The organism is Nocardiopsis exhalans (assembly GCF_024134545.1).
Taxonomy (GTDB): domain Bacteria; phylum Actinomycetota; class Actinomycetes; order Streptosporangiales; family Streptosporangiaceae; genus Nocardiopsis; species Nocardiopsis exhalans.
In genome coordinates this window covers 5203453-5217586 of the sequence record NZ_CP099837.1, presented here as the reverse complement: position 1 = coordinate 5217586, position 14134 = coordinate 5203453, and the positions used below count along the sequence as shown (strand labels likewise).

The 14134-nt window shown below is 71.2% G+C and carries 14 protein-coding genes; 8 read left to right on the top strand and 6 right to left on the bottom strand.

Annotation, left to right across the window (positions count from 1 at the left end; all coding sequences use genetic code 11):
- Positions 1-61: 61 nt before the first annotated feature.
- A complete protein-coding gene (locus tag NE857_RS23085; protein WP_254417640.1) occupies positions 62-487 on the top strand; it encodes an NUDIX hydrolase in 426 nt (141 codons plus the stop codon).
- On the opposite strand, the gene NE857_RS23080 is transcribed toward NE857_RS23085, so the two are convergent.
- Both NE857_RS23080 and NE857_RS23075 read right to left on the bottom strand, forming a co-directional pair.
- Complete coding sequence (locus NE857_RS23080; protein WP_254417639.1) at positions 463-1401, bottom strand: GNAT family N-acetyltransferase; 939 nt, start codon at positions 1399-1401, stop codon at positions 463-465. The genes NE857_RS23085 and NE857_RS23080 overlap by 25 nt on opposite strands.
- 72 nt (positions 1402-1473) lie before the next feature.
- Positions 1474-2478: an MBL fold metallo-hydrolase gene (locus tag NE857_RS23075; protein ID WP_254422068.1), complete on the bottom strand. Its 1005-nt coding sequence runs from the start codon at positions 2476-2478 to the stop codon at positions 1474-1476.
- Between the two features lie 502 nt (positions 2479-2980).
- On the opposite strand from NE857_RS23075, the gene NE857_RS23070 reads away from it, so the two are divergent.
- Entirely contained in the window at positions 2981-3340 is a 360-nt protein-coding gene (locus NE857_RS23070; protein ID WP_254417638.1) for a single-stranded DNA-binding protein, read from the top strand.
- Between the two features lie 5 nt (positions 3341-3345).
- On the opposite strand, the gene NE857_RS23065 is transcribed toward NE857_RS23070, so the two are convergent.
- Together NE857_RS23065 and NE857_RS23060 are read right to left on the bottom strand one after the other, a co-directional pair.
- Positions 3346-4365, bottom strand: a complete 1020-nt coding sequence (locus NE857_RS23065) for an HAD-IIA family hydrolase (RefSeq protein ID WP_254417637.1) — start codon at positions 4363-4365, stop codon at positions 3346-3348.
- Positions 4366-4599: 234 nt separating this feature from the next.
- Complete coding sequence (locus tag NE857_RS23060) at positions 4600-5403, bottom strand: AAC(3) family N-acetyltransferase (RefSeq protein ID WP_254417636.1); 804 nt, start codon at positions 5401-5403, stop codon at positions 4600-4602.
- A 266-nt stretch (positions 5404-5669) separates the two neighbouring features.
- Between NE857_RS23060 and NE857_RS23055 the strand changes: the two genes are divergently transcribed.
- On the top strand, positions 5670-7319 hold the full coding sequence (locus tag NE857_RS23055) for a cation:proton antiporter (protein ID WP_254417635.1): 1650 nt from the start codon (positions 5670-5672) through the stop codon (positions 7317-7319).
- Positions 7320-7325: 6 nt separating this feature from the next.
- Here the strand turns inward: NE857_RS23055 and NE857_RS23050 are convergent, their stop codons facing one another.
- Together NE857_RS23050 and NE857_RS23045 are read right to left on the bottom strand one after the other, a co-directional pair.
- Positions 7326-8612 (bottom strand): DUF1015 domain-containing protein, encoded by a 1287-nt coding sequence (locus tag NE857_RS23050; RefSeq protein WP_254417634.1) that lies wholly within the window; start codon positions 8610-8612, stop codon positions 7326-7328.
- Between the two features lie 65 nt (positions 8613-8677).
- The gene (locus NE857_RS23045) at positions 8678-9028 is read right to left on the bottom strand and encodes an SCP2 sterol-binding domain-containing protein (protein WP_017582668.1); all 351 of its coding nucleotides are present in this window, start codon (positions 9026-9028) and stop codon (positions 8678-8680) included.
- 242 nt (positions 9029-9270) lie between these two features.
- Here NE857_RS23045 and NE857_RS23040 point away from each other — a divergent pair, with 242 nt between their 5' ends.
- The 5 genes from NE857_RS23040 to recN all read left to right on the top strand — a co-directional run bounded on the left by NE857_RS23040 (position 9271) and on the right by recN (position 13935).
- The gene (locus NE857_RS23040) at positions 9271-10065 is read left to right on the top strand and encodes a membrane fusogenic activity family protein (RefSeq protein ID WP_254417633.1); all 795 of its coding nucleotides are present in this window, start codon (positions 9271-9273) and stop codon (positions 10063-10065) included.
- A 61-nt stretch (positions 10066-10126) separates the two neighbouring features.
- Entirely contained in the window at positions 10127-10306 is a 180-nt protein-coding gene (locus tag NE857_RS23035; RefSeq protein WP_254422067.1) for a hypothetical protein, read from the top strand.
- 30 nt (positions 10307-10336) lie between these two features.
- Positions 10337-11137, top strand: coding sequence for a TlyA family RNA methyltransferase (locus NE857_RS23030; RefSeq protein ID WP_254417632.1), 801 nt, complete (start codon positions 10337-10339; stop codon positions 11135-11137).
- 109 nt (positions 11138-11246) lie between these two features.
- Entirely contained in the window at positions 11247-12173 is a 927-nt protein-coding gene (locus NE857_RS23025) for an NAD kinase (RefSeq protein ID WP_254417631.1), read from the top strand.
- 49 nt (positions 12174-12222) lie between these two features.
- Entirely contained in the window at positions 12223-13935 is a 1713-nt protein-coding gene (recN, locus tag NE857_RS23020) for a DNA repair protein RecN (RefSeq protein WP_254417630.1), read from the top strand.
- Positions 13936-14134 lie beyond the last annotated feature (199 nt).

Here is a 14134-nt window from a genome sequence, read left to right as displayed (position 1 = left end):
CCCCTCGGAACACAGTGACGGAGCGCCGCCGGGTGGCCTGGAGCCACTCGGCGGCGCCGTCGTGTACCTGGGCACGGTCCCCGAGGAGTACGACTCGGTGGTGTGCCTGACCCACCTCGACGGGCGCCCGCTCATGGTCCGCAACCGGCGCCGGGCCTGGGAGTTCCCCGGCGGGCACCGGGAACCCGGTGAGGACCTCTACGCCACCGCTCGGCGGGAGGCGTGGGAGGAGGCCGGAGCCACCCTCGGCGAGGTTCGGGTCGCTGGCTACTATGTCCTCTCCGGCGGACACACCACTGTGGTCACCCATGCGCTGGTGAGCTCATTGGAGCCGCTCAGCGGGGAGTACGAGACCGTCGAGGTGCGGACCTTCGACCGCCTTCCACCGGAGCAGGAGCTGTCGTGGGCGGACGGTCTGTACGCGCATCTGCTACGCGTTCTGGGGCTCCCCGGTGCCCGGGATCAGAATTCCAGCCGTTTGACGTAGGTGCTCTCGCTCCCTACCAGCGTGTACCCGATCCGGTCGTTGATGGCGAGCATCGGCTTGTTGGTCTCGTGGTTGCCGGTGTAGGCGTGCGTGAAGCCCCTCTCCCTGGCCCGGTGCAGAGCCATGTTCTTCGCGTAACCGCCCAGCCCTCGGCCCCGGTACTCGCGCAGGGTGCCGGTCATCGCCGACTCCATGCGGGTGTCGTGGTCGGACGAGTAGCAGCTGATCGCTACGGGTACGCCGTCCAGCAGTAGGGCGAGGCTGAGCTCCAGGTCGGCCATCGGGTTGTGCCATACCGCTTCGAGCCAGACCTCGTAGGGCAGGAACTCCTCCGCGGTCTCGCCCGGCTCGTCCCCGTCGGCGGCCTTGTCGATCTCGTAGAGCGGGCGGGGGTCGTCGGCGAACTCGCTCCACCGGCGCAGCTCGGCCCCTGCCGGTGCCTTCGGTGGATCCGGAAGCCTGCTCAGGTCCATACCGAGGACGTGGTGGCTCTCGACCAGCTGGTAGCCCCGCTGTAGGGCCGCCGTGCGGAAGAGGTCTCCGCTGACCTGGACACCCTCCTGTGCGGTATCGGTACGCAGGACGGTCGCCCCCTTCTCGATCAGGTGGGCCTCCGATGCCTCCAGGAGCCGCGCGGCGAGCTCCCCGTTCCGGTGACCTTCGGCCAGTGCCCCGTAGAAGGTCTTGCCCTTGCGGGTCCCGTCCTCGTCCGTGTGCAGCCTGCTCATCACGTGCCCGACCACGGTGTCGCCGACCACCGCGACCAGCCGGGTGTCCTCGACGTCGGGGCGGGGGTGGTCGAACCGCCACCGCATGTGCTCCTCGGTGAGGACCAGGGCGGGAAAGTCGTTCCTGATGAGGGCGTGGGCCTGAGCGAGGTCGCCCTTGTGTACCGGGCGGATCTGGGGAGTCATGCCGGGAGAGTACGGGGATCGGTGCCGGGACCGCATGTGGTTTTCCGCCGTCCCGGCACCGATCCCGGGGGACTAGGCTCGCTCCTCCTCGGCCTTCCTCTTCGCTTCGGCCTGCTCCTGGGCGAGTTTGTCCAGCCAGTGCACGATCCCGCCCACGTTGGCCTCCGGTCCGCTGAGCGTGTCCAGGACCGCGGCGGCCTCGGGGGAGGCGCCCGGGGGGAGGGGCTTGTACCGGGAGATGACCTTGTCGCGCACCATCGCGATGGCGTGGTCCAGGTCCCCGCCGGTGTCCCGCGACTCCCGGACGGTCTCCACCCACAGGCGCAGCTCGGCCTCGGCACGGTCGATGGTCTCCGCCACGGCGCCGTGTGCGCCGAAGTGGGAGAACATCAGCCGTTGGGCGCCGATGTCACCGAACAGGCGCAGGGTGCGCAGGCAGGCCTCCATGTCGAAGTCCGGCGGCGGTGTCGCCGGGCGCAGGTCGCCGGTGAGGGGGTTGTACACGCCGAGGGCGTCACCGACGTACAGGTCGCCGGTCCCGGTGTCCACCAGGCCCATGTGGTGCTTTGCGTGTCCGGGTGCGTAGTGCGAGACCAGCCTGCGGCCCGCGCCCAGGTCGATCTCACCGGTCTCGGCCACCGAACGGATCCGGGCCGCCTCGGTGGGGTGCATCTGTCCGAACAGCGTCTCCAGCTGGTCGCCCCACACCATCTTCGCGCTGGCCATCAACCGGCTGGGGTCGGCCAGGTGGCGGGCGCCGCGCTCGTGCACGACGATCTCCGCGTTGGGGAACAGCGCGGCCATGTCTCCGGTGCCGCCCGCGTGGTCCAGGTGGATGTGGGTGACCACGATGGTGGCGAGGTCTTCGGGGGCGAGCCCGAGCCGGATCACGGCGTCCCGCAGAACCGGTGCCGAACCGGCGGTTCCCACCTCGACGATGCAGGGCCGTTCCGTGCGGATGAGGTAGGCGGACACGACCCCGGGATAGCCGGCGAGCATCGTGTCGATGGCATAGATCTCGTCGCCCAGGGGAGTGATCCCCTCGGGCAGACCGCTGACGTCCACGTCGTCGTGCACGGCAGACACCCCTCTTCCTCAGGCTTTGTGCGATCCGTTCCGGACCGAACCCGACTCTAGAACAAGGGTGTCACGCCAGCTGACGGCGGGGCCATGCCGGTTATCCACAGCTTTCAGGAGGGTCTTTTCTCCTGAGCCCGACCGGGTGATGCTGGAACCAGCGCGCGCACCAGGTCACTCCCAGAAAGGCCCTCGTGCTCGAACCCACTTCCAACCCCGGCCCCCCACGCCCACCAAGAACAAGAAGAGGGGGAAAAAGCCGAACCCCGCCCTGGAAGCGCCCGCCGCGAAGAGGGTGGTGGAGCGGCGAGCCTCCGCCTCGGACCCGGAGCCCGAGGCGGTGCCCGAGAGGGACCGTGAGTCGACCCCGCTCGTCAGGAGCAGCAAGCGAAAGGGGAAGCGGAACATCCTCCCGGAGCCGGCCTCCGAACCGGAGAGGGGGTCTGTGGAGCAGTGCGTCCCTGGTCCGGAGACCGCGAAGGCGTGTGATTCGGGGCTGTCGATGCCGCCTCTGACGGAGCGGCCGGACCGGGCCGAGGGGCAGCGGAACGAGGTCTTCGTGCTCGGGCGGGTCACCTCCGCCCCCTTCGAACGGGAGTTTCCCAGCGGGGCGCGGTTGGTGACCTGGCGGATCTGCATGGCCCGGCCCGAGGCCCCCGGGCGGCGTGCCCGGTCCGCCTCACTGACTCTGGTCTCCTTCGACGAGGCCCTCTGCGCGAAGGTGCACGGGTGGCGGGTCGGTGACGTGGTCCGGGTGACCGGGGAGCTGCGCCGACGGATCTGGCGCGGGTGGAAGGGCGTCCAGAGCGTGCTGGAAGTGGAGGTGGACACCGCCACACTCGTGCGCGGGGCGAACCGGTGAGCCGGTCACCAACCCAGGGCGCTCAGGGCCTCGCTCACCGTGGGACCGGTCGGGTCGATGGAGTCGTCGGCCCAGAGCGCCGTGCACAGGGCGCGCAGACCGTCCAGGCGGTCGCCCTCCCCGGACAGCCGTACCGCGGCGGCCTCCGCTTTGACGGTCCAGCCGCCGCACTCGGTCCGGGCGGTGTCCCCGTCGACGTGGCGGAGCGGGCCCGGGTGGGCCTCGTTCATTCCGGACACGTCCCAGGACAGGTACCGGGGGCGCTGGTGGGCGGGGGCGGCCAGGGCGTCCTGGGGGGTGGCGACCCCGGACAGGACCAGGAGTCCGGCGGCGCCGTGCGTGGTGGCGCCCTCGATGTCGGTGTCGAGCCGGTCGCCCACGATGAGGGGGTTGGTGGCACCGGTGCGCATCATCCCCTCCTCGTGCAGTGGCCGCATCGGCTTGCCCGCGATCACCGGCTCCACCCCGGTGGCGTGGGCGATCACCCGCACGAAGGATCCGTTCGCTGGGGTGATCCCCCACTCGGTGGGCGCGGTCGCGTCGGAGTTGCTGGCCACGTAGAACGCTCCGCCGGAGACGGCGAGGGTGCCCTGGTCGAGGAGGTCGCGGGACATGTTCCGCGAGTAGCCCTGGACCACCGCCACCACGGACTCCGTGGCGACCGTGACGGGCCGCAGTCCCATCCGGTGCACGGCCTGGCGCAGACCGGTGTCGCCGACCACCAGCACGTCCGAACCCTGGGGGTAGCGGGCGGACACCAGGCGGGCGGCGGCCTCGGCGGAGGTCACCACGTCCTCGGGGGCCGCGGGTACGCCCAGGTGGGTGAGGTGTTCGGCGATGCGGGCGGGGGTGCGTCCGGCGTTGTTGGTCACGAAGGCGACCCGCGCCCCGGCGGCCCGTGCCTTGCCCACGGCCTCGGGCGCGGCGGGAACGGCCTTGGGTCCGATGTAGACCACGCCGTCCAGGTCGAGGAGCATCGCGTCGTGGAGCTCGTTGAGCGGGCGGTCAGCTGCCTGCAAGGCCATCGCGCAAGGTCCGATTCCGTGTGTCGGGAGAGGTCACCCCCAGGCTAGGCCGCCCGGCGCCCCGAGCGCCCCCGCCCCGGGGTGTGTGCTCCGTCGCAGCCCCACGCTACGAAGACAGGAGCGAGGTTCCCGTGACGCTCCACCCCACGCGGCGCACGGATCCCGCGGCCCCGCGGGCCGTGCTGCCGTTACGGCGGTTGTGTGTAGTCGGGGGGTGCCCTGGAGTGGCCGCGGTCAGGAGCGGTGTTCGGTGAGCCAGGAGGTGGCGAAGGTGACGGCCTCGGTGAGGGGGAACAACCGGGCGGTGGCTGAGCCCACGCGGCCGACGGTGACCGCGCCGGTGGCCTCGAAGGCCGCGCCCAGGGCCGGGAAGTCGCTCTCGTCCAGGACGACACCGTTGTAGGTCACCCACTCCCGTTTTCCTTCGGGGGTGCGGATGGCGCAGGAGGAGGGCCCGGTGGGCGGGTGTGGGACCCGGTACTCGGCCAGGTGGAAGGCGGTGCAGGAGTCGTAACCGGTGCCCAGGAGCAGGACGCGGGCGTCGGCTTTCGCCAGGCGGGCCAGGGGTGAGTCCTCACCGAGGGCGGATGCGAGGGGATGGGGGTGCATGAGCTCGGCGGCGTTCGGGCCGAGCGCGGCGAAGGAGGTCTGCGGGTGCGCGCTGCGCACGGCGCCCGGCCAGGTGCGGAGTCGTTCGGCGACGCGTCCCATGTGGGGGCTGGGAGTGATCGCGGGGTCGAAGGCGGGCATCTCGGTGCGGATGGTCTCCCACCAGGCCTCGGGGACGGGCGGGTTGCCCCAGTCCGCGGGGTCGGAGTTGTCGCTGGTCTGGGTGGGCACCACGAGGTTGCCGGTGGGCCCGACCGCGTCCAGGAGGGCTCGGACCACGGTCTCGTCGGACCCGCACACCCAGCCGAGGGAGCGCAGGGAGGTGTGGACCAGCAGGGTGTCGCCGGGGCGCACGCCCAGGCGGTGCAGATGCAGGGTGAGGGAAGCCGCGGTGCGCGGCCCGTGCGACGAGGGGGGTGGTACGGACACGGGTGCTGTTCCTTCGCTGGCGGGGGTGGGGTCTCCCGTCATGTTCTCAGCGGGGGTGTGCGCCTGGCCAACGGGTTTTGGCATCCGGAGACGAGGTGCGTGCCGGGCGTGGAGGGAGCGGTGACAGGCGGGCCCGGGAGTCGTTGCCGTCCACGGGTACTCCCCGGGCCCGCCGGGCCGGTCGCCGGTTCGGTCCTGTCCGAACCGGGAGAGAAAAGTGCGTTTCACCCTTCTGGGAAGGTCCGCGAGGTGCTTCTATTGTGGTCATGGGTGAACACGAGTTCTGGACGCTCGCTGTGGTGCTCACCATCGTCGCGGCTCTCGGCCTGTTCGGAAACCTGCTCCGGCAGCCGCTGATCGTCGTGTTCATCGCGGTCGGCATCATCGTCGGCCCCGTCGGGTTCGGCTGGGTCTCACCCTCGGGCACGCTCGAGTTGCTGGCGCAGGTGGGTATCGCCCTGCTGTTGTTCCTGGTGGGGCTCAGGCTTGACCTGCACCTGATCAGGGCCACCGGCCCGGTGGCGTTGGCCACGGGCCTGGGGCAGATCGTGTTCACCTCGGTGGTGGGCTACGGCCTGGCCCGCCTCCTCGGGATGGAGCCGTTGACGGCTCTGTACGTGGCCGTGGCGCTGACCTTCTCGTCGACGATCATCATCGTCAAGCTCCTGTCCGACAAGCGTGAGCTCGACCAGCTGCACGGCCGGATCGCGATCGGCTTCCTCATCGTCCAGGACATCGTCGTCGTCCTCGTGATGATCGCGTTGACCGCGTTCGGACAGACTTCCGGCGACTCTGTTCCGGCTGAGATACTCCAAGTCCTGTGGGCAGGAGGGGGCCTGCTTGTGGGGTTGGCCCTGCTCTCCCGTTACGTGCTGCCCCGGATCATTCCGCTCGTGGCCCGTTCCCAGGAACTCCTGGTCCTGTTCGGGGTGGCGTACGCGGTGTCCGTGGCCTCGGTCAGTGAGTCGCTGGGCTTCAGCCCCGAGGTCGGTGCGTTCCTGGCCGGGGTGTCGCTGGCCTCGACCGACTACAGAGATGCCCTCGGGGCCCGGCTGGTGAGCCTGCGCGACTTCATGCTGCTCTTCTTCTTCCTGGAGTTGGGCGCGAACCTGGACTTCACGGACGTGGGGCGCCAGCTCACCGAGGCCGCGGTCCTGTCGGTGTTCGTCCTGGTGGGCAACCCGCTGATCGTGGTGGCGATCATGGTCCTCATGCGGTATCCGGCCCGTGTCGGGTTCCTCGCGGGGCTCACCGTCGCCCAGATCAGTGAGTTCTCCCTGATCTTCGCCGCTCTGGGGTTGTCCCTGGGGCATATCGACTCCGGGACGGTCAGCCTGATCACGGTCGTCGGCCTGATCACCATCGGCGGATCGACCTACATGATTCTCTACTCCCACCAGATCTACCGCTGGTTGGGGCGCTGGTTCGATCCGCTGGACCGGCTCGGCGCGGGTATGAGGCACCGCGCCGAACAGCCCGAGGCGGGGGCCGACGTGATCGTGTACGGGTTCGGCAGGGAGGTCGTCAGCCGGGTCGCTGCTGGCGGCTACCGCGTCCTGGCCGTGGACTACGACCCCCAGAAGGTGGCGGCAGCCAAGCAGGACAACGTGACGGCGGTCTTCGGCAGTGCCGAGGACCGCGACTTCCTCGAGACGCTTCCGCTGGACCGGGCCCGCATGGTGCTCAGCGCGATTCCCTCCTCCCGGGCCGACCTGGTGCTGATCCAAGGCCTACGCGAGCACGGGTACGAGGGGCCGATCGTGTTGACCGCTCTTGATCCGCTCCTGGCCGAACAGCTCAGGGACGCCGGCGCCGACCATGTGCTGGAACCGTACAGGTCAGGAGCCGAGGACCTGCTCGGGGACTTGCGGGAGCACATGGGGCCGCCGGACCCTCCTGGGCCCCAGCACCCGTGATCGGGTCTACTCCAGGACGCGCATGACCAGGCCGGTGCGGGGCTTGGGGCCGAAGGAGGTGGACTTGCGCGGGGTGAGTTCGCCGCGGTCGGCGACGGCGTAGACCTGCTCCACGCGCAGCGGGGCCACGATGACGGCGGTGCCCTTCTCGTCGCGGGCGGCGGCCGCGGCCTCGGCCGGGTCGTCGTGCACCATCCGGACCCGGTCCTCGGGGAACTCCCACAGCGGCATGAGTACCTCGTGCAGGGCGGCCGTGGCCAGGTGGCGCCAGTCCGGGGAGTGGTCGGGCATGGCCTGGGCCAGGGTGGTCTCGTCGAAGCCGCTCACCAGGTGGGTCTCGCCCTCGGCCGACACCAGGAGCAGGGCCGGGGCCTGTGCCTGGGCCAGGGCGGTCGCGTCGGCCTCCGGGACCGGTTCCACCGTGGCCACGGTGCGGGCGGCGGCCAGCGCCCGGGCGGTGTCCAGGCCGGGCAGGACCCGGTGGATGGCGCCGAGCCGGGGCGGGTGGGCGTCGCTGTCCACGAGCAGGGCCAGACCGTGGCTCCACCCCTGGTCGGCGCTCTCCTGGCGCAGCCTGAGATAGGCGGCGTAGCGGTGGTGGCCGTCGGCGATCAGGGCGGACCGCCCGGCCAGGTCGGCGATGATCTCCTGTTGAATCCCGGGGTCGGTGATGGCCCACAAGCGGTGTCGGGCGCCGTCGCGGGTGCGGGTGGAGACCACGGGCCGCTCCTGGGCGCCGGTGGTCTCGGTGGCGGCGGAGGCCGCGCCGCCCGCGCCGCGGTAGACGAGGAAGATGGGTTCGAGGTTGGCGCGGGCCACCTCCATCAACCGGAAGCGGTCGCGCACCGGCGGGTCGGCGACGTCCTCGTGCGGGCGTACGGCCGAGTCGGTTCCGGTGCTCTCCTCGGGTAGCCCCAGGGCGCCCACGAGACCGCGCTGTACCTGCCCGTCCGCGGTGACCTGCTCGTACACGTACAGGGCCGGTTCCCCGTCCAGGGCGAGCACCCCTTCGGTGATCCAGCTGCGCAGGAGGTCGGCGGCGGCCCGGTAGCGCCGGGAGACGGCGTCCTCGCCCTCGGGTGCCTGCCGGGAGAGTTCGAAGGGCAGTGTGACCCTCGCCGCGTTGTGCGGGTCGGAGCGCTGGAGCTTGCGCGCCTCCTCCGCGTCGGGGATGTCGTAGGGCGGGGCCAGCAGCCGTGCGATGTCGAAGCCCCCGTCGATGAAGCGGTCGACGTCGGGGGCCACGTAGCGCAGGCCGCGGAAGGGGGCCAGGACGAGTGGTTGGCGAGGCATCCCAGCAAGGTACCCGCCGTCCGGCGGTGCCGGTGCGCTCCGACGGCGTGAGGTGGTCGGGCGGGTCACAGCAGGCGTCGCATGCGCAGCAGGTCGCTGAGGCTGGCGTCGACCTTGAGCCGTCGGCTGAACAGCGCCTTGGCGGGGTCCAGCCGGTCCTCGGCCAGGTCCACGAGGTCGCCGCTGGAGACGGTCACCCGGACCTGGGGGGCGGCCGCCGCGGCCGCCGCCGGACCGGAGGTGATGTCGGTGAGGCCGTCGACGGTCAGACGCATGTCGAAGGCGGTCGCCAGGTCAGGGACGATCACGCGCACGGTGCGTTCGCGGATGACTTCGCGGCGCCGGTCCAGTGGTTGGGCGAGGATGCGCTCGTTCGCCCGGGCGATGCCCTCCAGGCACGCGTCGATGCTGCTCATGGGCACATGATGCCCTATTCGGGGGATACCGTCCGGTGGCCGGCCAACGCACTCTCGGCCGGACCAAGGGCGCGGATCGCTTCTGGGGCGGGTGGTGCCGGTGGGGTGAGCTCCGTCGTTTGCGTGTCACACGCGCCCCGGCCCCGGTAGCGTTGGCGTCACCCCCGGAGCACGAGGCCCCTCCCTCAGCGCGCCCGCTTTCCCACATTCCCTCCTGCGGTCCCATCAAGGAGCAAGTCATCATGGTCGTCGACGCGGTTCGCACTTATCTGGACGCCGCCAATGGCCTTACCGAACTCTCGCGCAAGCAGGCCGTGGCGGCCGCCAAAACCCTGATCCGGGCCAACGGGGCAGCCGCGCCCGCCGAGGGTGAGGCCCCGCCGAGGGTGGGGCAGAGCATCCAGACCCTGGCGGGCGAGCTCATCGAGACCAGCCAGGCCAACCGGGCGGCCGTGGCCGACCTGGTGCGGGCCGAGGTGCGGTCCGCGCTGGAGCAGATGGACATGGTCCCGCGCGCCGAGTACGAGCGGGTGGTGCGCCGGGTCGCTGAACTGGAGCGCCGGATGGCCGCGCGGCAGACCGTGGAGCGGGTGCTGGCGCCCCGCGGCGGTGCGTCCTCGGTGCTTCCCGCGCGGGAGGAGGGCCGCGGGTCGGCGGCTCAGGAGGAGGCCCCGGCGGTCGAGGAGCCCGTTGAGTCCGAGAAGGCCGTGCCGGCTCTGCCCTCGGAGAACGCCTGGAGCTCCGACAGCGGCGAACACTCCGAAGGCGGGGAGAGCGGCGAAGCCGAGCAGACGGCGCGGAGTGCGGACGAGGACACCTCCGCCGGCGTCACCACTGACGCCGCCGACACCCCCGACACCTCTGCTGAGGGCGGCGGGGACGCCGAGGACGCGGACGGAACCGAGGACGGGGCCGATCCCCAGGCCGCCGCCAAGCGCACCGCCTCGGCCCGGAGCAAGGCCAAGACCGGCGCCAAGTCCACCCGCGCGCGTTCGACCGCCAAGCGCACCACCAAGAGCAAGGGCGCCAAGAAGTAGGGTCCGTTCCGGGCCGTGTGCCCGAAGACACAGGTGAGACCAGGTGAAGGGACGGGGCGTGATGGATCCGAGTGAGCAGGCCGAGGCCATGGCCGAGCAGACTCTCAGCTCGACCAGGGAGCGGCTGGCCGGGCTGGACGCCCTGCCCACCCACGAGCACGTGGCGGTCTTCGACGGACTCCAGCAGGAGCTGTCGGGTGTTCTGGGCGCACTGGGGCAGAGCACCCAGGGTTCCCGATAATGGCCGGAGCTGCCGGTACCCTAGGTGACCATGGCAAAACGTAGTCGGCTCGACGCGGAACTGGTCCGCCGCGGTCACGCACGCTCCCGGGGTCACGCGGCCGAGATGATCGAGAGCGGTTTCGTCCTCGTGTCCGGCATGGTGGCGTCCAAGGCCGCGACCCAGATCGGTACCGATCAACCCATCGTGGTGCGCACCCCCTCGGAGGAGCCGCCCTACGTCTCCCGGGGCGCGCACAAGCTCATCGGGGCGTTGGACGCCTTCGAACTGGATGTGAAGGGCCGCCGGGCCCTGGACGCGGGTGCCTCCACCGGGGGTTTCACCGACGTCCTGCTGCGGCGCGGCGCCGCCCACGTCACGGCGGTCGACGTCGGGTACGGGCAGCTGGCCTGGTCGCTGCGTAGCGACGACCGGGTGCGGGTGATGGAGCGCGTCAACGTCCGCGAGCTCACCCCGGAGCAGATCGGTGAGCCGCGCCCGGACCTGGTCGTCGGTGACCTGTCGTTCATCTCCCTCAAACTCGTGCTCGGCGCGTTGCGCGAGTGCGTGGCCCCCGACGCCGACTTCTCGATGATGGTCAAGCCCCAGTTCGAGGTCGGCAAGGCCCGGGTGGGCGCGGGCGGTGTGGTCCGTGAACCCGAGCTGCGGGCGGAGGCCGTCTCCGACGTGGCTGCGCACGCCCTGACCCTGGGGCTGGGTGTGGTCGACGTGACAGCCAGCCCCCTGCCGGGCCCCTCGGGCAACGTCGAGTACTTCCTGTGGATGCGTGCCGGGGCGTTGCCGCTGGACCCGGCGGTGTTGGAGCGGGCGATCCAGGAGGGCCCCTCCTGAGAGCATGGCCTCCTGTCGCAGGAGTCCGGTAACGTGACCCGGCCGGGTGCGGTCGAGCATCCGGTCGGCACCAGGCTTCCCGTCGGGGAGTGAACGTAAGGGGACGGCGATGACCAGCGGACGCAGTGTTCTCCTGCTGGCCCATACCGGCCGGCCCGCGGCGGTACGCAGCGCCCAGCTCGTCCACGAGAGGCTCAGCCGTGCGGGGTTGACCGTGCGCATGCTCAAGAGCGAGGTCGAGGATCTGGCGGCCAGCGGCTGCGAGCTGTCCCCGGTCGAGCCGGCGGAGGCGGCGCAGGCCGCCGAGGGTGTGGAACTGGTCATGGTGCTCGGCGGGGACGGGACCCTGCTGCGGGCGGCGGAGATCGCGCGTCCGGCCGGTGCGCCGCTGCTGGGTGTGAACCTGGGGCACGTGGGTTTCCTGGCCGAGGCCGAGCGCGAGGACCTGGGTGCCACGGTGAACAGCGTGGTCAACCGCGACTACGTCGTCGAGGAGCGCATGACCCTGGACGTGGCCGTCTTCAACGGCGGTCGCGGTGACGGGACGCCTCCGGTGCGTTCGTGGGCGCTCAACGAGGCGACGCTGGAGAAGGCCGATACCCGTCGCATGCTGGAGATGGTCCTGGAGGTGGACGGGCGTCCCCTGTCCAGCTGGGGCTGTGACGGTGTGGTGTGCGCGACCCCCACCGGGTCGACCGCACACGCGTTCTCGGCGGGTGGCCCGGTCGTGTGGCCGGATGTGGAAGCGCTGCTGGTCGTGCCGATCAGCGCGCACGCCCTGTTCGCGCGGCCCCTGGTCGTGGGGCCGGAGGCGACGGTGGCGCTCGAGGTGCTGCCGGAGACCACGCCGGGCGTGCTCTGGTGTGACGGACGGCGTATGGTCGAATTGCCCGCGGGGGCACGAATCGAGATCACCCGTGCCGATACGCCGGTCCGGCTGGCCCGGTTGCACCGTGCGCCTTTCACCGATCGGTTGGTGGCCAAGTTCGGCCTGCCGGTCACCGGGTGGCGAGGGCGGGCCAAACACGGACGCTGAAGCAGCGCCGTCACATGCAAAGGGCGTCAACTATTCAGGAGAGGGATCGGTGCTCGAAGAAGTCCGCATCCAAGGCCTCGGTGTCATCGATGACGCCGTGTTGGAGCTGTCACCGGGCCTGACCGTCGTCACCGGTGAGACCGGCGCTGGTAAGACCATGGTCGTCACCGGGCTGGGACTGCTCTTCGGTGGGCGCGCCGACCCTCAGCGGGTACGCCCGGGGGCCGACCGCGCGGTGGTCGAAGGGCGGCTGACCGTTCCCCAGGGGGGGCGGGTGGCCGATCGGGTGCTGGAGGCCGGCGGTGACATCGACGACGGCGTCCTGATCCTGACCCGCGCGGTCTCGGCCGAGGGCCGTTCCCGGGCGACCATGGGCGGCCGTTCGGCCCCGGTGAGCCTGCTGGCCTACCTGGCCGACGACCTCGTGGCCGTGCACGGGCAGTCCGACCAGCAGCGTCTGCTGCGCGCGGACCGTCAGCGCTCGTCCCTGGACCGGTTCGCCGGTGACGACCTGGTCAAGGCGTTGAAGCGTTACTCGTCCGCCTACCGCCGCTACCGTGAGGTCTCGGCGGAGTTGGACGAGCTGGTCGAGCGGGCGCGCGAGCGCGCCCAGGAGGCCGACATGCTGCGGTTCGGGGTGGAGGAGATCACCGCCGCCGAGCCGTTGCCGGGGGAGGACGAGGAGCTTCTCGCGGAGGAGACCCGGCTGGCGCACGCCGACGGGTTGCGGGTGGCCTCGACCACCGCGCACGAGGCGTTGGCCGGTGACCCGGCCGCGGCGGACGTGCAGGCCGACGTGGTGGGGTTGCTGTCCGCGGCCCGCCAGGCGGTGGGCTCGGTGCGTGAGCACGACGCGGAGCTGGCCGCCATCGGCGACCGGCTGGACGAGGCGTCCTACATCCTCACCGACGCCGCCACCGAGCTGGCCTCCTACGCGGAGTCGGTGGATGCCGACCCGGCCCGGCTGGCCGCGATCCAGGAGCGCCGGGCGCTGTTGACCCAGCTTTCGCGCAAGTACGGCGCGACCACGGACGAGGTGTTGGCCTGGGCGGAGAACGCTACCAAGCGCCTGGGTGAGCTGGACGGTGACGACGAGCGCATCGACGCCCTGCGTGCCGAGGCCGATGAACTGTACGCGCGGATGGACGAGGCGGCGACCGCGCTGACCGACATCCGGTCCGCCGCGGCGGAGCGGTTCGGTGCGGCGGTGACCGAGGAGCTGACCGCGCTGGCCATGCCGCACGCGCGGGTGAGCGTGCGCATCACCACGGGTGAGGAGTTCGGTCAGCACGGGCGCGACGAGGTCGAGCTGCTGCTGGCGCCGCACCCGAGCTCACCGCCGCTGGCGCTGCACAAGGGCGCTTCCGGCGGTGAGCTCTCGCGGGTGATGCTGGCGATCGAGGTGGTCTTCGCTGGGTCGGACCCGGTGCCCACCTTCGTGTTCGACGAGGTGGACGCGGGTGTGGGCGGTAAGGCCGCGGTGGAGATCGGGCGGCGGCTGGCCCGGTTGGCCCAGCGCGCCCAGGTCATCGTGGTCACGCACCTGCCGCAGGTGGCGGCTTTCGCCGACGCGCACCTGGTGGTGGAGAAGTCCACCGAGGGTCTGGTCATCGAGAGCGGTGTGGTGCGTCTGGACCGGGGCGGGCGGGTGCGTGAGCTCTCGCGGATGCTCGCCGGTCTGGAGGACTCCGAGCTGGGCCGGGCCCACGCCGAGGAGCTGCTGGACAACGCCGACCCGGACCGTGCCTACCCGGCCGCCTGACGCCCCGCTACCCGTATATCCCCCGTGATCTTGCTACCAGAAGCAAGTTCGGCGCCGATTTCGCTTCTGGTAGCAAGATCACGGGGAAACGGGGGGTGAACAGGTCGACCAGGGAAGGCCCAGAACTCGTCTTGGCCCTGGCTCTCAGCGGTGCCCGTACCGGTGCGGTACGGGCACTGTTGTTTCCCGGATGCTGTTG

Coding starts and splice junctions, on each gene's coding strand:
- NE857_RS23045 (WP_017582668.1), bottom strand. CDS start 9,028: ATGAGCAGCATCGACGCGTGCCTGGAGGGCATCGCCCGGGCGAACGAG.
- NE857_RS23035 (WP_254422067.1), top strand. CDS start 10,127: ATGGATCCGAGTGAGCAGGCCGAGGCCATGGCCGAGCAGACTCTCAGC.
- NE857_RS23070 (WP_254417638.1), top strand. CDS start 2,981: ATGCCGCCTCTGACGGAGCGGCCGGACCGGGCCGAGGGGCAGCGGAAC.
- NE857_RS23025 (WP_254417631.1), top strand. CDS start 11,247: ATGACCAGCGGACGCAGTGTTCTCCTGCTGGCCCATACCGGCCGGCCC.
- NE857_RS23050 (WP_254417634.1), bottom strand. CDS start 8,612: ATGCCTCGCCAACCACTCGTCCTGGCCCCCTTCCGCGGCCTGCGCTAC.
- NE857_RS23080 (WP_254417639.1), bottom strand. CDS start 1,401: ATGACTCCCCAGATCCGCCCGGTACACAAGGGCGACCTCGCTCAGGCC.
- NE857_RS23030 (WP_254417632.1), top strand. CDS start 10,337: ATGGCAAAACGTAGTCGGCTCGACGCGGAACTGGTCCGCCGCGGTCAC.
- NE857_RS23055 (WP_254417635.1), top strand. CDS start 5,670: ATGGGTGAACACGAGTTCTGGACGCTCGCTGTGGTGCTCACCATCGTC.
- NE857_RS23065 (WP_254417637.1), bottom strand. CDS start 4,365: ATGGCCTTGCAGGCAGCTGACCGCCCGCTCAACGAGCTCCACGACGCG.
- NE857_RS23040 (WP_254417633.1), top strand. CDS start 9,271: ATGGTCGTCGACGCGGTTCGCACTTATCTGGACGCCGCCAATGGCCTT.